The organism is Aquiluna sp. Uisw_065 (genome assembly GCF_047731275.1).
Classification (GTDB): domain Bacteria; phylum Actinomycetota; class Actinomycetes; order Actinomycetales; family Microbacteriaceae; genus Aquiluna.
This window is the reverse complement of sequence record NZ_CP159836.1, coordinates 182,247-198,510: the sequence shown is the minus strand read 5'-3', so window position 1 is coordinate 198,510 and position 16,264 is coordinate 182,247. Positions and strand designations below refer to the sequence as shown.

Annotated in this window: 20 protein-coding genes and 1 pseudogene; 1 reads left to right on the top strand and 20 read right to left on the bottom strand. The window is 52.4% G+C overall.

Features of this window, described 5'->3' with window-relative positions; all coding sequences use genetic code 11:
• Positions 1-77 precede the first annotated feature (77 nt).
• Genes tsaD through glmS form a run of 6 tightly spaced genes read right to left on the bottom strand, consistent with a single transcriptional unit; the run spans position 78 to position 5,850 of the window.
• Positions 78-1,559, bottom strand: a complete 1,482-nt coding sequence (gene tsaD / locus ABXT50_RS01025; RefSeq protein ID WP_415274327.1) for a tRNA (adenosine(37)-N6)-threonylcarbamoyltransferase complex transferase subunit TsaD — start codon at positions 1,557-1,559, stop codon at positions 78-80.
• Positions 1,559-2,137 (bottom strand): tRNA (adenosine(37)-N6)-threonylcarbamoyltransferase complex dimerization subunit type 1 TsaB, encoded by a 579-nt coding sequence (gene tsaB, locus ABXT50_RS01020; protein WP_415274326.1) that lies wholly within the window; start codon positions 2,135-2,137, stop codon positions 1,559-1,561. The genes tsaD and tsaB overlap by 1 nt, the downstream gene beginning before the upstream one ends.
• Positions 2,127-2,579, bottom strand: a complete 453-nt coding sequence (tsaE, locus tag ABXT50_RS01015; RefSeq protein WP_415274325.1) for a tRNA (adenosine(37)-N6)-threonylcarbamoyltransferase complex ATPase subunit type 1 TsaE — start codon at positions 2,577-2,579, stop codon at positions 2,127-2,129. The genes tsaB and tsaE overlap by 11 nt, the downstream gene beginning before the upstream one ends.
• Positions 2,576-3,646 (bottom strand): alanine racemase, encoded by a 1,071-nt coding sequence (gene alr / locus ABXT50_RS01010; protein ID WP_415274324.1) that lies wholly within the window; start codon positions 3,644-3,646, stop codon positions 2,576-2,578. The genes tsaE and alr overlap by 4 nt, the downstream gene beginning before the upstream one ends.
• Positions 3,647-4,000, bottom strand: a complete 354-nt coding sequence (locus ABXT50_RS01005; RefSeq protein ID WP_415274323.1) for a holo-ACP synthase — start codon at positions 3,998-4,000, stop codon at positions 3,647-3,649.
• Positions 4,000-5,850 carry a glutamine--fructose-6-phosphate transaminase (isomerizing) gene (glmS, locus tag ABXT50_RS01000; RefSeq protein ID WP_415274322.1) on the bottom strand — a complete coding sequence of 617 codons (1,851 nt, stop codon included), beginning with the start codon at positions 5,848-5,850 and terminating at the stop codon, positions 4,000-4,002. Before glmS ends, ABXT50_RS01005 begins: the two co-directional genes overlap by 1 nt.
• A 31-nt stretch (positions 5,851-5,881) precedes the next feature.
• On the opposite strand from glmS, the gene coaA reads away from it, so the two are divergent.
• The gene (coaA, locus tag ABXT50_RS00995; protein ID WP_415274321.1) at positions 5,882-6,829 is read left to right on the top strand and encodes a type I pantothenate kinase; all 948 of its coding nucleotides are present in this window, start codon (positions 5,882-5,884) and stop codon (positions 6,827-6,829) included.
• On the opposite strand, the gene ABXT50_RS00990 is transcribed toward coaA, so the two are convergent.
• The 14 genes and pseudogenes from ABXT50_RS00990 to secY all read right to left on the bottom strand — a co-directional run bounded on the left by ABXT50_RS00990 (position 6,826) and on the right by secY (position 16,262).
• Positions 6,826-7,125, bottom strand: coding sequence for a hypothetical protein (locus ABXT50_RS00990; protein WP_415274320.1), 300 nt, complete (start codon positions 7,123-7,125; stop codon positions 6,826-6,828). The two genes, coaA and ABXT50_RS00990, sit on opposite strands and share 4 nt — an antisense overlap.
• A pseudogene (gene glmM / locus ABXT50_RS00985) lies at positions 7,118-8,462 on the bottom strand (phosphoglucosamine mutase). The gene ABXT50_RS00990 and the pseudogene glmM overlap by 8 nt, the downstream one beginning before the upstream one ends.
• Before the next feature lie 15 nt (positions 8,463-8,477).
• Positions 8,478-8,969: a 30S ribosomal protein S9 gene (gene rpsI / locus ABXT50_RS00980; RefSeq protein ID WP_415274319.1), complete on the bottom strand. Its 492-nt coding sequence runs from the start codon at positions 8,967-8,969 to the stop codon at positions 8,478-8,480.
• An 11-nt stretch (positions 8,970-8,980) separates the two neighbouring features.
• Positions 8,981-9,424 carry a 50S ribosomal protein L13 gene (rplM, locus tag ABXT50_RS00975; protein ID WP_415274318.1) on the bottom strand — a complete coding sequence of 148 codons (444 nt, stop codon included), beginning with the start codon at positions 9,422-9,424 and terminating at the stop codon, positions 8,981-8,983.
• 112 nt (positions 9,425-9,536) lie between these two features.
• A complete protein-coding gene (truA, locus tag ABXT50_RS00970; protein WP_415274317.1) occupies positions 9,537-10,400 on the bottom strand; it encodes a tRNA pseudouridine(38-40) synthase TruA in 864 nt (287 codons plus the stop codon).
• Positions 10,401-10,419: 19 nt separating this feature from the next.
• On the bottom strand, positions 10,420-11,016 hold the full coding sequence (gene rplQ, locus ABXT50_RS00965; protein ID WP_415274316.1) for a 50S ribosomal protein L17: 597 nt from the start codon (positions 11,014-11,016) through the stop codon (positions 10,420-10,422).
• A gap of 25 nt (positions 11,017-11,041) precedes the next feature.
• Entirely contained in the window at positions 11,042-12,031 is a 990-nt protein-coding gene (locus tag ABXT50_RS00960; RefSeq protein ID WP_007540813.1) for a DNA-directed RNA polymerase subunit alpha, read from the bottom strand.
• A 95-nt stretch (positions 12,032-12,126) separates the two neighbouring features.
• Positions 12,127-12,531, bottom strand: a complete 405-nt coding sequence (gene rpsK / locus ABXT50_RS00955) for a 30S ribosomal protein S11 (protein WP_007540811.1) — start codon at positions 12,529-12,531, stop codon at positions 12,127-12,129.
• 30 nt (positions 12,532-12,561) lie between these two features.
• Entirely contained in the window at positions 12,562-12,939 is a 378-nt protein-coding gene (rpsM, locus tag ABXT50_RS00950; protein ID WP_415274315.1) for a 30S ribosomal protein S13, read from the bottom strand.
• A 133-nt stretch (positions 12,940-13,072) separates the two neighbouring features.
• The gene (rpmJ, locus tag ABXT50_RS00945; protein ID WP_007540807.1) at positions 13,073-13,186 is read right to left on the bottom strand and encodes a 50S ribosomal protein L36; all 114 of its coding nucleotides are present in this window, start codon (positions 13,184-13,186) and stop codon (positions 13,073-13,075) included.
• A gap of 11 nt (positions 13,187-13,197) precedes the next feature.
• Positions 13,198-13,419 carry a translation initiation factor IF-1 gene (gene infA, locus ABXT50_RS00940; protein WP_007540806.1) on the bottom strand — a complete coding sequence of 74 codons (222 nt, stop codon included), beginning with the start codon at positions 13,417-13,419 and terminating at the stop codon, positions 13,198-13,200.
• Positions 13,420-13,544: 125 nt separating this feature from the next.
• Positions 13,545-14,369 carry a type I methionyl aminopeptidase gene (gene map / locus ABXT50_RS00935; RefSeq protein WP_415274314.1) on the bottom strand — a complete coding sequence of 275 codons (825 nt, stop codon included), beginning with the start codon at positions 14,367-14,369 and terminating at the stop codon, positions 13,545-13,547.
• Positions 14,362-14,949 (bottom strand): adenylate kinase, encoded by a 588-nt coding sequence (locus tag ABXT50_RS00930; protein ID WP_415274313.1) that lies wholly within the window; start codon positions 14,947-14,949, stop codon positions 14,362-14,364. Before ABXT50_RS00930 ends, map begins: the two co-directional genes overlap by 8 nt.
• On the bottom strand, positions 14,946-16,262 hold the full coding sequence (secY, locus tag ABXT50_RS00925; RefSeq protein ID WP_415274312.1) for a preprotein translocase subunit SecY: 1,317 nt from the start codon (positions 16,260-16,262) through the stop codon (positions 14,946-14,948). The genes ABXT50_RS00930 and secY overlap by 4 nt, the downstream gene beginning before the upstream one ends.
• Between the last annotated feature and the right edge of the window lie 2 nt (positions 16,263-16,264).

The following is a 16,264-nucleotide window of genomic DNA, read 5'->3' as shown; positions in this document are numbered from 1 at the left end:
TAACTCGTGACTGGTTCTCATGCCTCAGATTCCCCGCTGGGAGTTATTGGGGTTGCTTGAGCGTTAGCAGTGGGCTTCTAGAGCGTCTGCACTTTTGTAACCTCGAGGGTGGATTCCGCCCCGAAGCCAAGACCACTTGGTGGCCGACCAGCCATTATTAGTTGTGCACCGATAGACGCAATCATTGCTCCGTTGTCCGTACATAGCGAGAAACGTGGAATCCGAAGCTCGATACCAGCTTCATCGCAGCGTATCTTCGCCACCTGACGAAGCCGCGCGTTGGCAACAACGCCGCCACCAAGCAGTAATCGCTTGACCCCGTGAGCCTCACAGGCATTGATTGCCTTGGTGAGTAGGACATCAACCACTGCCTCCCTAAAGCTTGCGGCAACGTCGGGTTTTGAAATCTCTTGTCCCGCATCGCTGGCCTTTTCAACGTGCCTCGCCACTGCAGTCTTCAGGCCCGAGAATGAAAAATCAAACCTGTGAGCTTCCATGTCCTTTGGCAACGACAGTCCGCGTGGAAACCGGATGGCCTTTGGATTGCCGCCTTCAGCGAGCTTGTCTATTTGAGGCCCACCTGGGTAGGGAAGACCCAAAACCCTGGCGACCTTGTCGAAGGCTTCGCCGGCAGCGTCGTCGATTGTTTCGCCCAGTAGCTCAACGTCGTCAAGTAAGTCGCGCACCAAAAGCAGAGACGTGTGACCTCCAGAAACCAAGAGTGCGATTGTTGGCAGCGAAACGGTTCCATTTTCCAGCACATCCGCGCCCACGTGGCCTACCAAGTGATTGACGGCGTAAATCGGCAAATTGTGCGCTATGGCGAGCGCCTTTGCCGCGCCAATTCCAACCATCAAGGCGCCTGCTAGGCCTGGTCCATTGGCCACCGCAATCGCGTCGATCTGATTCATCGTGAGGTTCGCCTCTTTGAGAGCTTGGGCAATGGTGGGCTGCAGCGCCTCAAGGTGAGCTCGTGCGGCCACCTCGGGAACCACCCCGCCAAACTTAGCGTGCTCGTCCATAGAGCTATGAAGCGCGTTTGCCAGTAGCCGATTGCCTTTGACTATCCCGATTCCAGTTTCGTCGCAGGTGCTTTCAACGCCTAGGACAATGGGCTGCTCAATCGCCAGCCTCATCACCAAGGCATCAGCCCCGGAAGGCTGGTAATAGTTTTTTCTGACGTCAATCTGCTCAAATCCGAGCGAGCTGTAGAGGCTTATGGCGGCATCATTATCAACGCGCACCTCAAGGAACATCGCCTCCGAGCCAAGGGCTAATGCCTTAGAAATTAACTTCTTGGCAAGAATTCTCCCAAGACCTTTGCTCTGATTGGAAGACGTGACTGCGAGGGTCTGAATGTCACTGGTGTAACTTGCCGGAACGGAACTAAGGCCGGCATAACCAACTAGGCCATTTTCGAACGCTCCAAAATAATCAGTGAATGACCCTTCAAGCTCGGAGCGAAAAGAATTCTCCTCCCAAGCTTCGCCGGGAAATAACTCGTTTTCGATCTTCATGAGCTCCGGAAGATCCTCCGCTGTCAGTTCTCTAAATTCCATTAGCCGGTGACCCGCTTTCCGAGAGATGGCGTGACATCCGGCGACCGCAAATACAAGGCACTGGTGTCAGTTAGATCCATCTTCTGATTCAGTGCCCAAACCGCGTACTCACCTATCAAGCCCGCGTCACATTCCCCACTCACCGTTAGAAAATCAGAGTAGCTCTCGAGTTCTAGGTGGGTTGCAACGCTCGGTGGTACTACCTGTGTGCTGTCCTCAAACCCAGCTATAAATAATTCTTTGCGCTTTGCGTCTGCGACCACCAAAACTTTTCCAATCGGGTGCTTTCTTGCCACTGCATTCAACGTAATAACACCGCAAGCTGGTATCTCCAAAGCTGTCGCCATGGCTATGCCGGCAGCGACCCCGACTCGCAATCCAGTGTAAGGAGCCGGACCCCGTCCAACCGCGACGAGCGTAAGGTCGGCCGGAACAATGCCGGCTTCCTTGAGAGCGCCCTGAATTGCAAGTCCAATGTTCTCGGCGTGACCGAACCGATCGTCGAAGTTTATAAACGAAAGCCTATTGACCCCATCAAAGACAGCGGCACTCGTGCCTGCTGATGTGTCAATTGCCAAAATCAAACTGCACCCCCTGCCATCTGGGTCCGTGACCGGTGATTTGCAGCTCTCGAATGTCTTCTTGGCTGGATCGGTCGATTTCGATAAGGAGCCAATTCTCAAAACTGTCATCAATAAAGTCTCTGGACCACTCAATAATGACAATTGAATTTGAGAAATCTATGTCCAAGTCATCAAGCTCAATAGCCGATGAGAGCCTGTAAGCATCAACGTGCACCAACTTTGGTCCGTCCTTTGTTCGATGTGTTCTTGCCAGCACAAAAGTGGGTGATTGAATAGTCCCAATGGCCTCCAGTCCCGCGCCAATGCCGCGAGTCATAGTGGTTTTTCCTGCTCCCAGCTTTCCCGAGAGTAAAACCAAATCCCCCGGCTGCAATTTTTTAGCGAGCCTCGATCCAAATGCCTCCATGGCCTCTGGTGTTTCTATAGTTCGCCTCATGGTTCTAGAAAGACCCGGTTTGCACGGCCCCCGACTCTCGTAACTACTTCATAGTTCACTGTTCCAGCGCTTTCCGCAAGCGTTTCGGCAGTGGGCTCATTGCGCGCGGGGTCACCAAAAATAACAACCTCGTCACCCATAGAAATTTCGGAGTCGCCAATATCCACCACGAACTGATCCATAGCAATCCTTCCAACGACTGGAAAGAGCTTCTGCCCAATTTTTACCCTCGCACCTTGAGAGATCCTTGGCATGCCTTCGGCATAGCCAAAAGGCACCAGTGCCAGCTTGGTTGGCTTTTCGGTTTTGTACCTATATCCGTAGGAAACGCCTTGCCCAGCTGGGACCGACTTGAGGTTCGCGACCTTTGCGACGGCGCTCATGACAGGCTTGACTGCTAACCCCTCTAGCGCGCGGTCTTCGAATGGGTTCAAGCCATACAGAACGATCCCGCAGCGCACCATGTCATAGCGCATACCGGGATAGCTGATTGCTGCTGCCGATGCTGCAAGGTGCTTGATGTCTACTTTTACGCCAGCCTGCTCAAGCATCAAGTAAACCGAATCGAATACGACTTGCTGAGCAAGATCTTCTGCCTCCGAAGTGTTTGCTAAGTGACTCAGAAGGCCCTGAACTTTGAGGCGCCTGTCTTGAAGTGTCTTGACCACATCCGGAATCCGGTCCGGCATAAAGCCGTTGCGGCCAAGGCCAGTATCCACTTTCAAGTGAATAATGGCCTCCCTAGGGACAGATTCGAGCTGCTGGATTGTCGAAATGCCAAGAATGATGTTGTGCTCCACAGCGGATTGCAGATCGTCCTGCTCATCCAATAACCAGCACATCACCGGGGCCTTAATGCCGCCCAATCGAAGTGAAATTGCTTCATCTAAGTCTGCAACTCCGAGAACATCAACTCCTGCTTCATCGAGGGCATTTGCCACCTCGATGATCCCGTGCCCATAGGCATTGGCCTTAACAACCGCCATTACTTTTGCCGGACCAAAGGCGGATTTCAGAGCCAAATAATTAGAGCAGATTCTTCCTAAATCAATTCTTAGTTCTCGCATCTAATTACCCTCCAGCACAACCATGGCAATTGCAAACCCGTTGTCATGAGACAGTGAAAGGTGGGTTGATAAAACCCCCCTGGAATTCAACGCTTTCGCGCTATTGCCTGAAAGCGCCAGCATCGGCTTGCCTAATTCGTCAGTATCTACTTCGACTTCTAACCAAGACAGCAGCTTTGGATTTCCCAAGGCCTTGGCTAAGGCCTCCTTGGCAGCAAATCGAGCGGCCAAGGATTCATCCTTCAGGCTTCGCTCTTTGTCAGTGAAGAGCCTGGCTGCTAATGCAGGGGTTCGCTGGATACTCTTACTCAGTCTCTCGACTGAGCACAGGTCTACGCCGATACCAATAATCACTATTCCACTGTGACGGACTTGGCAAGGTTTCTCGGCTGGTCAACGTCGAGCCCCTTGGCGTTTGCCAACTCCATCGCAAATGCCTGGAGAGGTATAACTGCTAGCTGGCCGGCAAGCAGCGGCATGGTTTCCGGAATGAAGAAAACCTCATCGGCAAAGCTAGAAACCTCGGAGTCGCCGACCTCGGCAATTGCTATTACACGAGCTCCGCGGGCCTTTATTTCTTGGATGTTAGAAACCACCTTGGCATGTAGTGAGCCTTCACCCTTTTGAGATGGAACTATTACAATTACCGGCTGCCCCTCTTCAATTAAAGCAATGGGCCCGTGCTTTAGCTCGCCAGCTGCAAAACCCTCGGCGTGGATATATGCCAGTTCTTTTAGTTTCAGTGCGCCTTCGAGGGCAATGGGGAAAGCGATATTTCTGCCTAGAAACAGGACCGAATTGGCCTTGGAGTAGGTCTTGGCGAGATCGCCGATTTCCGAAATCGACTCCAGCACTTCCTTAATCTTTCTTGGAAGGGTAAGTAATTCGAGCCCGATTTTCTTCAGTTCCGCCTCGGGCATGCTCTTACGCTGCCAAGCAAGAACTAGTCCAACCAGTTGACCCGCTGTCACCTGAGCTGTGAAGGCTTTTGTTGACGCCACAGCCACCTCTGGTCCGGCGTGGGTGTAAATCGTCGCGTGGGCTTCCCTCGCCAGAGTTGCGCCCTGTGTATTGCAAACCGCCAGCACCTTAGCGCCGCTCTCAACAGCGTGACGAACGGCCATGAGGGTGTCCATGGTCTCTCCGGACTGGCTCATCGCAATGACAAGGGTTTTCGAATCGATTACTGGGTCACGATATCTAAACTCGTGTGCAAGCTCCACACCAACCGGTATACGCGCCCATTTTTCAATGGCGTACTTGGCGGCCTCCGCGGCATAAGCCGCCGTTCCGCAGGCCACAAAAATTATCCGCTCCACTTCAAAAAGTTGGTCAATCCCCTGGATTTCAGAGAGGTTCACTGAGCCATCCGAAGCAATTCGACCCATTAACGTGTCGCCAACTGCCTGAGGCTGATCCGCAATCTCCTTGGCCATAAACGATGGCCAGCCACCCTTGGAGGCCGCGGTGGCGTCCCAATTGACCTCGAACCTTTCCATGTCAACTGGGTTGCCATGAAAATCCGAAATCAAGACTGAATCTTTACGAAGCTCGACGATTTGATCTTGGCCCACCGCGACCGCGTGCTTGGTGTGTTCAACAAAAGCTGCGACATCCGAGCCTAAGAAGTTCTCGCCGTCTCCCAAGCCAATTACCAGAGGCGAGTTCCTTCTAGCGGCCAGAACCAAGTCCGGGCTATCCTCGTGCACGCAGAGGAGAGTGAAGGCTCCCTCTAGAAGGTTTACCACTCCTCTAAACGCAGCCGTCAGGTCATTTGACTTGTCATATTCAATTGCCACTAAGTGAGCAACAACCTCACTGTCTGTCTCCGATGCAAAGGTGACGCCACGGTCTACTAGGTCTTTTTTTAGGGAAGAAAAGTTTTCAATGATTCCGTTGTGGATTAGGGACAACTTCTGATGAGTACCACCGATGTGAGGGTGGGCATTTCCATCAGTTGGAGCTCCGTGTGTCGCCCATCTTGTGTGGCCGATTCCAATGTGCGAATCGGCTATTGGGTTGTCCACTAGCTCTCGAACAAGCACTGCCACCTTGCCAGCGCGCTTGCGTGTTTCCAATCCGTTGGTCTGAGAAATCACCGAAACGCCAGCTGAGTCGTAGCCACGATATTCCAACCGCTGTAGGCCTCCGATCAGAACCTCGAGAGCCGATCCCGGGCCGACATAACCAACTATTCCGCACATGAGCCCTAATTCTAGGGCAGAATAGGCCCTTGTGAGCACAGCGCACGGCACCGATAGCCTTTCCCCATATCTCGCCATAGAGCGAGCAGATTGGGCTGAGCTGGGCAACGCGACGCAACTGCCTCTGACCGAGCAAGAGGTCACAAAGCTTCGCGGTCTAGGTGATTTTCTTGATATGAAGGAAGTTACGGAGGTCTATCTTCCCGTAAGCCACCTGCTATCTCTTTACGCCACCTCAACTCAGGCCTTGCATCGAAACACCGAAGGTTTTTATGGAGCGAGGGCGCAACGAACGCCCTTCATAATCGGAATAGCCGGGTCGGTCGCCGTTGGGAAATCAACAGCCGCAAGGTTGCTTAGGGAACTGATGACAAGGTGGGAGGGGACTCCAAAAGTCGAGCTGGTCACCACCGATGGATTTCTCTACCCAAATGCAGAATTAGAGCGACGCGGCCTTCTTGCCAAAAAAGGATTTCCGGAGAGCTACGACCGCAAGAGATTGCTGCAGTTCATCGCAGACATAAAATCAGGAAAGACTGGGGTGACTGCGCCGGTGTATGACCACCTAATCTATGACATCATCCCGAATGAATTTGCGACAGTCAATGCTCCGGACGTTCTGATTGTTGAAGGACTAAACGTTCTACAGCCTCCATCTACCGGGCAGGAAGTTGCTCTGAGCGACTACTTTGATTTCAGTATCTACATAGACGCAGATCCCGGCACAATCAAAGACTGGTACCTGTCGAGATTTGACAAACTTTGGGAAACGGCCTTTCTAAACCCGAGATCCTACTTCCACCAATTAACAACGGAACTCACCAAAGAACAAGCTATAGCTAGAGCAACCGGATTCTGGAGAGACATAAATCTTCCGAACTTGGAGCAAAACATTGAACCGACTAGATCCAGGGCCACCCTGGTGATGCAAAAAGGTGAGGGACATAGAGTTCAAAGGGTTCAGGTTAGAAAGATTTAGCTCTCGTCGACAAATCTAGTATCCGCACTTAAAAGACAGTCGGGCCGCTTCGTGCCGGCAGCTGCTCTTTCTTCAGAAGTATCGTAGCGACTTTCAATCTCCAAAAAATCATCCAGTGAGCCCTGAACCGAAACCGCCCAAATAAACTCACTATTTTTATTGTCTACGTACATGAATTCAACATGGAAACCGAACTTTTCCCTGATCGGAAGAACCTCTTGATTTAGCCATGCCCGAAATTCCTCGAGCATCCCTGGCACTATTTGATAACGACGAAGCTGAACAGTTTTAGCCAATAGCCAGCCGCGTCTCAACCATGCGAGCGATGCGATCAGCCCAGCCCTGCGCCGTTCCTTGATCCGCGGCTTCCACCATAACCCTGACCAAAGACTCAGTGCCGGAGGCTCGCAGTAATACACGGCCCTCGTCCCCGAGTTCGGCAGCTGCCTGGGAAACCAGCCCCTGTAAGGCGGCATCATTCACCCGAGACTTATCGACGTCGGGCACGTTTATCAAGACCTGAGGGAAAACAGCCATATCCTGAGGCTAACTCAGCCAAGGACCTACCGGTCTGTATCATCCTGGCTGCAATCTGAAGCCCAGTTAGGACTCCATCTCCAGTGGTTGCATACTGCGAAAAGATTATGTGGCCAGACTGCTCGCCGCCCAGTGAATACCCACCTTCGCGCATCGCCTCAAGGACATAGCGATCGCCTACTTGCGTCTCAATAATCTCAATTTCATGCTTTTTCATTGTTAGGCGAAGACCCAAGTTTGACATCACGGTCGTGACCAGGGTGTTACGCGCTAAGTCCCCGGTCTCCTTCATGCTGATGGCCAAGATGGCCATGATGCGATCTCCGTCGACGATGTTGCCAAGGTGATCGACTGCCAGCGCACGGTCGGCATCTCCGTCGTGTGCAATTCCAAAATCAGCTTTATTTTCTAGCACGGCTGCCTGCAATGCGCTCAGGTAGGTTGAGCCATAGCCGGCGTTTATGTTTAGTCCGTCAGGATCCGCGCCAATGAGAATAACTTCGGCGCCAGCATCAATAAAAGCTTGCGGAGAAATAGCGCTCGCAGCCCCATTGGCAGCATCGATGACTACCTTGAGTCCCTTTAGGCTGACGCGAACTGCTCCAAGAAGATGGATAAGATAGCGATCTTCGGCATCCGAGAATCTAGTTATTTTGCCAACCTCGGCGCCAATCAAGTTATGGCTATTACCAAACTCAGCTTCGATCTGGTCCTCGACCGAGTCCGGGAGCTTGTGGCCACCACGCGAGAAGAATTTAATTCCATTATCAGGAGCAGAGTTATGACTTGCCGAGATAATGACTCCGAAGTCAGCACCGATGTCCGCAGTCAAGTAGGCGGCTGCGGGAGTGGGAACGACGCCAGCATCAAAAACATCTATTCCGGAAGCGGCCAATCCCGCCGACACGGCAGCGGAAATAAAGTCAGAAGAGATTCGTGGATCGTGAGCGATTACAGCTCGAGGCCTTTCGCCATTCTCCCTAGAGGTTTTGGCAAGAACGATAGCCGCGGCCTGAGCCAACCTAAGAGCAAACTCAACCGTAATTTCACGGCCCGCCGTTCCGCGAACTCCATCGGTGCCAAAAAGCCTGGCCATGGCGAAGTGCTTTGCTTAGCGCTTCGAGAACTGAGAGGCCTTGCGAGCCTTCTTTAGACCGGCCTTCTTTGACTCGATCACGCGTGAGTCGCGACGAAGGAAGCCAGCCTTTTTCAAAATGGCCCGATTATTGTCGGTATCCATCTCGTTTAGAGCGCGCGAGATACCAAGTCTTAGTGCGCCGGCTTGCCCAGCGATTCCTCCGCCATCGATGCTAGCCGTGACGTCGTACGCGCCTTGCAGCTCAAGAACAGTGAAAGGGTCGTTGATAAGTTGCTGGTGCAACTTATTTGGGAAGTAATCCTCGATTGAACGCTTGTTCACAGTTATTTTGCCAGTGCCAGGAACTAGGCGAACTCGAGCAACTGCCTCTTTGCGTCGACCCAGACCGGAGCCGGGCTGAGTCAAGTTGCCGCGCGAGCGCACGGCCTTCACTGGCTCTGACTCGGTTGAGTAGGAAGTATCTGCTTCGACTTCTGGTGTCTCTTCGACTTTGTTATCTGCCAAGGTCTTTGTCCTTACTGGGCGATCTGATCGATGGTGAAAGGCTTGGCCTTCTGGGCCTCGTGAGGGTGGTTGCTGCCTGCGTAAACCTTGAGCTTGCCGATGAGCTGATCACCCAGCTTGTTCTTTGGAAGCATTCCGCGAATTGCCTTCTCGACAGCGCGCTGAGGGTTTTTCTCCATTAGGTCGGAGTAAGACGTAGTGGTCAAGCCGCCTGGATAACCCGAGTGACGGTAAGCCTTCTTCTGTGCCAGCTTGTCGCCGGTTAGCACTACCTTGTCAGCGTTGACGATGATGACAAAGTCACCGTTGTCCATGTGAGCTGCGAAAGTTGGCTTGTGCTTTCCACGCAGCAAAATTGCTGCGTGAGACGCAAGGCGTCCCAGCACGATGTCTGTGGCGTCAATGACAAACCACTCGTGGCTCAGCTCGCTGGCCTTTGGCGAATAAGTACGCACGCTAAATTACCTCATAGTTTCGTTTGTGTGATTCCGCTTTGTAGAAAGCGGTTTCAAACCTGCCGGCAATGCCGGACCAAGGGCTAAGTCTAGGGGATTGATAGCCGCCTGGTCAAACAGAATTATCACTGGTTTCTCGCATCACGCGGTTTAAGATCGCCTGCTTGGCATACTCCGCTGGTTCCGGGTAGTCAATTGACTCCAAACTCAAGCCCTTGGCATCGATTGTCTTGAATTTATTGGCGCGCTTGCCTGTTTCCTGAACGGTGACAAGGTCTTGAATACTTAGCCGTCCATCGGCGACAGCGATAATCGAGCCCACTAGCGACCTAATCATGTTGTGGCAAAAAGCATCCGCGTGAATATCTATTGTGATCAGACCATCTTCTTGCCTTAAAACCTCAAAAATCGTGAGATTCCGAATTGTGCTGGCGCCGGCTCTGGGTCTGCAAAATGCAGCGAAGTCCTTCAGGCCGATTAGTTTTTTGGCTGCCGAGTTCATAAGTTCAACATCCAGTAGTCGCTTGTGAGTAAGGGTGTAGCGAACCATCATTGGGTCTTTTTTAAACTTGGGATCGGCAATCGTGTAGCGATATCGTCTTCCCACTGCGCTAAACCTGGCATCAAAATCAGAAGTTATCTGGTCAACATCGAGAATAATCAGATCATCGGCGATAAGAGTGTTCAGCCTAAAGGCATTCAATGGATCTCGACCTATGCGAGACAGTCGCTTCTGAGGGATGTCTAGGTGGCAAACTTGGTGCTTTGCGTGCACCCCGGAATCGGTTCTCCCGGCAACCCGCATGTCGAAATCAGTTTTACTTTTTCCAAAAACCTTTTCAAACATTCTGACCAAGTCGCCCTCGACGGTTCGCAGCCCTGGCTGCTTTGCCCACCCAGCAAAGTCGGTTCCGTCATATGCAAGGTCTACCCGAAAGCGAACAAGCCCGCCAGAATCACTAGCGGGCTTGTTCATGTCAATCTTCTTCGTGGCTCTAAGCCTTTGGCTCTTCAGCCTCTTCGGCTGGAGCTTCGGTGCCCTCTGCTGCCGCAGCGGCAGGAGTTTCTTCGGCTGGAACTTCGGTCACTTCGGCCACGGCTGCTTCGGCTACTGGGGCCTCGGCTACTTGCTCAACAACTTCTTCAACAACCTCTTCGGTAACTGGCTCAGCTACTGCATTGGTTGCTACGTTGTTGACTGGCTTTGACTTGGAAGTCTTTGGCTTGGGCTGTACCTGCTCCAACACAAGCTCGATGACCGCCATAGGTGCGTTGTCGCCCTTACGGAAGCCAAGCTTGGTGATGCGGGTGTAACCGCCCTCACGGTCAGCAACTAGAGGCGCGATCTCCGTGAAGAGCTCGTGGACAATGTTCTTGTCCGTGATCTGTCGCATGACTCGTCTTCTAGCCGCCAGGTCTCCGCGCTTTGCGAACGAAACCAAACGCTCGGCAACCGGACGCAGGCGCTTGGCCTTGGTCTCAGTTGTAACGATTCGCTTGTGCATGAACAGTGAGGTGGCCATGTTACGAAGCATCAATCGCTCGTGGGCAGGTCCGCCTCCTAGGCGTGGTCCCTTAGTTGGTGTAGGCATTTGTTTCTCCTTGTATTTCTAAAGGTTAGATCTGGTCTTCGTCGAAGCCGCCACCGAAGTAAGCGGAATCAAAACCCGGGACGGCGTCCTTGAACTTCAGCCCAAGCTCAGTGAGCTTATCGCGTACTTCATCAACGGACTTGGAGCCGAAGTTGCGAATGTTCATCAACTGGTCTTCGCTCAAAGCAATTAGCTCTAGAACGGTGTTGATTCCCTCGCGCTTAAGGCAGTTGTAAGAACGAACGGTTAGGTCCAGGTCTTCAATTGGAGTGCTTAGTTCATTGGAAGCGGCTATTTCTACCGGTGCTGGGCCAATTTCAATTCCTTCGGCCTCATCGTTTAGTTCCTTGGCTAGGCCAAACAACTCAACCAGAGTCGAACCGGCGGAAGCAACTGCATCGCGGGGCTCAACCGACTGCTTGGTCTCCACGTCAACAATTAGCTTGTCAAAGTTAGTGAACTCACCGGCACGAGTAGCCTCGACGCGGTAAGACACCTTTAGCACTGGGCTGTAGATGGAGTCAACTGGGATTACTCCGGCTTCGGCGTCTGGGTTGCGGTTTTGAGATGCCTGAACATAGCCGCGACCGCGCTCAATGATGAACTCGATCTCTAGCTTGCCCTTGGCGTTCAAAGTCGCAAGTACTAGCTCTGGGTTGTGAACTTCGACACCGGCAGGGACCTGAATGTCCGCGGCGGTTACTGGGCCTGCAGCACTCTTGGTCAAGTGAGCAACTACCGGAGCGTCGTGCTCTGAGGAAACCACTAGGTTCTTGATGTTAAGAATTACCTCAACAACGTCCTCCTTGACACCCGCGATTGTTGAAAACTCGTGGCTGACACCTTGGATGCGAATGTTTGTTACAGCTGCACCTGGAATCGAGCTAAGCAAGGTGCGTCGCATCGAGTTACCGAGGGTGTAGCCGAAACCTGGCTCTAGCGGATCCAAAATGAATCGTGAGCGGTTTGGACCTAGAACTTCTTCGTGCAATGTGGGGCGCTGTGCAATTAGCACTATTGGTTCCTTTCATCTGAACATCCACTATTTGATGTTCGTCATGGAAACACTCAGGCGGGCACCTGTGTGCGTGAGGCGTTAGATTTTTTTAGTTATACGCGGCGACGCTTTGGCGGGCGGCAACCGTTGTGAGCCTGTGGGGTCACATCACTAATTGAGCCAACCTCCAAGCCGGCGGCCTGCAGCGAACGAATTGCTGTCTCTCGTCCAGAGCCGGGGCCCTTCACGAAAACATCAACCTTGCGGATGCCGTGTTCTTGCGCCTTGCGGGCGGCCGATTCAGCTGCCATTTGGGCTGCAAAAGGGGTTGACTTACGTGAACCCTTGAAGCCAACATCTCCAGAAGACGACCAAGAGATAACTGCTCCGGTTAGGTCGGTGATGGTGATGATGGTGTTGTTGAAGGTCGAGCGGATGTGCGCCTGACCTACTGGAATATTTTTCTTGTCCTTGCGACGAGGCTTACGTGCTGCCGCGGATGCTTTAGGGGCTGCCATGTGATTTTCTCCTAGATCCTTGAGCCGCGACTAGCGGGCTGCCTTCTTCTTGCCTGCTACGGTGCGCTTTGGACCCTTGCGTGTTCTTGCGTTGGTCTTGGTGCGCTGTCCGCGGACCGGAAGGCCCTTACGGTGACGAATTCCTTCGTATGAGCCGATCTCAACCTTGCGGCGAATGTCTGCTGCAACTTCACGGCGAAGGTCACCCTCAACCTTGAAGTTCTGATCAATGTTGTCGCGAAGTGCGATCAACTGATCATCGGTCAAGTCTTTAACTCTTATGTCTTCTGAGATGTTGGTGGCCGTCAGAATCTCGCGTGAACGAGTTGGGCCAATGCCATAGATGTAGGTAAGGGAAATCAACACTCGCTTATCGCGAGGGATGTCCACTCCGGAGATACGTGCCATTATTTGTCTTTCGTTTTTTTGAAGGTCTGGGACAGCTCCATCTCAACTTGGCAAGTTGAGCCCCGGCCTTCAAACCGAGGGTTAGCTTTCGCTTGGTGCTGGCTTTTACTATTTAGTTTTTAGCTGGGGCTTGTTAGCCCTGGCGCTGCTTGTGACGAGGGTTCTCGCAAATAACCATCACGTTTCCGTGACGACGAATGACCTTGCACTTATCGCAGATTTTCTTGACGCTTGGATTAACCTTCATGCTTTTTCTTTCTACTTGTAGCGGTAAATTATGCGGCCGCGAGTCAGATCGTATGTCGACAGCTCAACTATCACGCGGTCTCCGGGGAGAATGCGGATATAGTGCTGACGCATCTTTCCCGAGATGTGGGCTAAAACCAGGTGGGCGTTGGTTAGCTCCACCCGGAACATTGCGTTGGGTAGGGCTTCAACGACCGATCCCTCGATCTCGATAACGCCATCTTTGTTGGCCATGCACTCACTTAATCACTACTGGTTTAGCGTTACGAACGCGCAAAAACTATCCAAAAATCGCAAAGGTTTTCACGCAGAAACGCCAAGTCGTAATTCTAAGGGGTTTTCGCCACGAAAGCTAGTGGCTAATCCAGAGAGACGGGGGTAATCCCAAAGGGCTTTAGACCCTCGGCACCACCATCGACTGCTGTCAGAACCCAAATACCACCGTCATGAACCGCAACGGAGTGCTCCCAATGAGCCCCGTCCGAATTATCGGTTGTGGCTACACCCCAGTCATCATCGAGAACAAAGGTGTTTTGGTCACCGGAAGTAATCATCGGTTCGATCGCGACGCAAAGCCCAGACTGCACCTTGGGTCCAGCATCACGGACTCGATAATTGAATACAGCCGGATCTTCATGCATCGATCGCCCGATACCGTGGCCGACGTACTGCTCTAATATCCCGTAGGACCCCTCGCCAAGGACGTAATCCTGAACCGCGACTCCGACTTCATTTAGCTTCTTTGCAGTGGCCAGGGCAGCTATCCCGGCCCAGAGAGAACCCTCACACACATCCGAGAGTTGCTGGCGCCTTAGAGCCCGCTCACCGGTTGCACCCGGCACCACCATCGAAAAGGCACTGTCGCCATTCCAGCCGTCAATTTCGGCCCCGCAGTCAATTGAAACCAAATCACCGGCTTCCAAAACAAGATTGGACGGTATTCCGTGGACCACGGTCGAATTTACAGACGCGCATACGGTGTGCGAATATCCAGGCACCAGCTGAAAGTTTGGAACTCCCCCGCCGGCGCGAATAGTTTTTTCCGCTATTTCATCAAGTTCAAGGGTGGTCACGCCTGGCCTAATGGCGGCCTTGACGCTCGCAAGGGCCTTGGCAGTGAGCAGGCCTGCCGCTCGCATTTTAAGAATCTGGTCCGGCGTTTTTAGCTCGTAACTTTTACGCATCTTCACTTAGGCCGCGGGCATTCAAGACCTCGGAAATTCGAGCAGTGACGACATTTACCTCGCCAAGCCCATCCACCTTTGCAACTAGCGAACGCGATGCGTAGACATCAATCAGGGGTGCAGTTTGTTGCTCGTAAATTGTCTGGCGTTTACGAATAACCTCAGGGGTATCATCGGTGCGACCCTGCTGTTCAGCTCTGTTCGCAAGCCTGGAAACCAGTTCTTCCCTGTCGGCCGTTAGCTGAACGACTACATCCAGTTTCGTCCCGCTCTGGGCCAAAAACTCGTCTAGTTTTTCAACCTGATCGAGGGTTCTTGGATAACCGTCTAGCAAAAAGCCATTTAGAACATCCGACTGGGACAATCGATCTTTCACCAACGCGTTGGTCAGAGAGTCAGGCACGTATTCGCCACGATCCATGTAACCCTTAGCCTCAACGCCAAGAGGAGTCTCATCCGCCACGTTTTTACGAAAAATGTCACCCGTTGAGATTGCAGGTATCGAGTAACGAATTGCAAGGAGCGCCGCCTGAGTCCCCTTGCCGGCACCCGGGGGGCCGATCAAAAGGATGCCGATCACTTGAGGAGGCCCTCGTAGTTTCGTTGCTGCATCTGAGCACTGATTTGCTTCACAGTGTCCAGACCAACACCAACGATGATCAAGATCGATGTTCCTCCGAATGGGAAGTTTTGATTGGTTCCAATAGCAGTGAATGCAACCAACGGAATTAGCGCGATCAAACCGAGGTAGATAGCGCCCGGGAAAGTGATGCGGCTGATCACATACTGCAAGTACTCAGTGGTCGGACGACCAGCCCGAATACCAGGTATGAATCCGCCGTAGCGCTTCATATTGTCGCTAATTTCCTCTGGGTTCAAGGTAATAGCAACGTAGAAATAGGTGAACCCGACGATCAGCAAGAAGTACATTGCCATGTACAGCGGGTTGTCTCCAGAGGTTAGATAAGTGGAGATAAAACGAACCCAAGGAGAGACCTGACCGGTTGTTGCATCCGGCTGGTTGAACTGAGCCAATAGTGCCGGCAAATAAAGCATTGAAGAGGCGAAGATAACCGGGATAACTCCAGCGGTGTTTACCTTCACTGGAATGTAGGTTGCCTGACCACCGTAGGCCTTGCGGCCAACCATGCGCTTTGCATATTGGACAGGAATCCGTCGTTGCGATTGCTCCACAAGAACAACTAGTCCCACCACGATAAATCCGACCGCCATAACCATGACGAAGATCTCGATGCTTCTGGTCTGCAGAATCTGAAGCAAGCTGGATGGGAAGGTTGAAGCGATTGAGGTGAAGATCAAAAGCGACATGCCGTTTCCAACGCCGCGCTCGGTGATGAGCTCACCGATCCACATAATCAAACCGGTTCCGGCTGTCATTGTCATCACCATCAATGTGATGGAAAGCGGCCCGGTGTCAACCAGAATCGGAAGAGTACAATCGGCTCCGAACAGTGCGCCCTGTCTGGCAACAGTAACCAAAGTGGTTGCCTGGAGTAGTCCAAGAGCGATTGTTAGGTAACGGGTGTACTGCGTAAGTTTTGCCTGGCCAGAAGGCCCTTCTTTGTGAAGGGTCTCAAAGCGAGGAATTACAACTCGGAGCAACTGGGTAATAATCGAAGCCGTAATGTACGGCATGATTCCCAGGGCAAAGATGGAAAGCTGCAAGAGCGCTCCACCGGAAAACAGGTTCACTAGTTCATAGAGCCCAGAAGTCGACTGGCTCTGTGCGAGACATTGCTGAACATTCGAATAATCAACGTTCGGGGCTGGAATGAACGAGCCCAATCGGAAGATTGCAATCATGCCGAGCGTAAACGCCAGCTTGTTACGCAGATCCGGAGTACGGAATGCGCGAGCTATTGCACTAAACAAAA

Excerpts from the sequence above, each read along its gene's own strand:
- rplQ (WP_415274316.1), bottom strand. The coding sequence starts at position 11,016 with ATGCCTACACCAACTAAGGGACCACGCCTAGGAGGCGGACCTGCCCAC.
- truA (WP_415274317.1), bottom strand. The coding sequence starts at position 10,400 with ATGAACAAGCCCGCTAGTGATTCTGGCGGGCTTGTTCGCTTTCGGGTA.
- rpmJ (WP_007540807.1), bottom strand. The coding sequence starts at position 13,186 with ATGAAGGTTAATCCAAGCGTCAAGAAAATCTGCGATAAGTGCAAGGTC.
- infA (WP_007540806.1), bottom strand. The coding sequence starts at position 13,419 with ATGGCCAACAAAGATGGCGTTATCGAGATCGAGGGATCGGTCGTTGAA.
- tsaD (WP_415274327.1), bottom strand. The coding sequence starts at position 1,559 with ATGGAATTTAGAGAACTGACAGCGGAGGATCTTCCGGAGCTCATGAAG.
- rpsM (WP_415274315.1), bottom strand. The coding sequence starts at position 12,939 with ATGGCACGTATCTCCGGAGTGGACATCCCTCGCGATAAGCGAGTGTTG.
- glmS (WP_415274322.1), bottom strand. The coding sequence starts at position 5,850 with ATGTGCGGAATAGTTGGTTATGTCGGCCCGGGATCGGCTCTCGAGGTT.
- alr (WP_415274324.1), bottom strand. The coding sequence starts at position 3,646 with ATGCGAGAACTAAGAATTGATTTAGGAAGAATCTGCTCTAATTATTTG.
- rpsK (WP_007540811.1), bottom strand. The coding sequence starts at position 12,531 with ATGGCAGCCCCTAAAGCATCCGCGGCAGCACGTAAGCCTCGTCGCAAG.
- map (WP_415274314.1), bottom strand. The coding sequence starts at position 14,369 with ATGCGTAAAAGTTACGAGCTAAAAACGCCGGACCAGATTCTTAAAATG.
- tsaE (WP_415274325.1), bottom strand. The coding sequence starts at position 2,579 with ATGAGGCGAACTATAGAAACACCAGAGGCCATGGAGGCATTTGGATCG.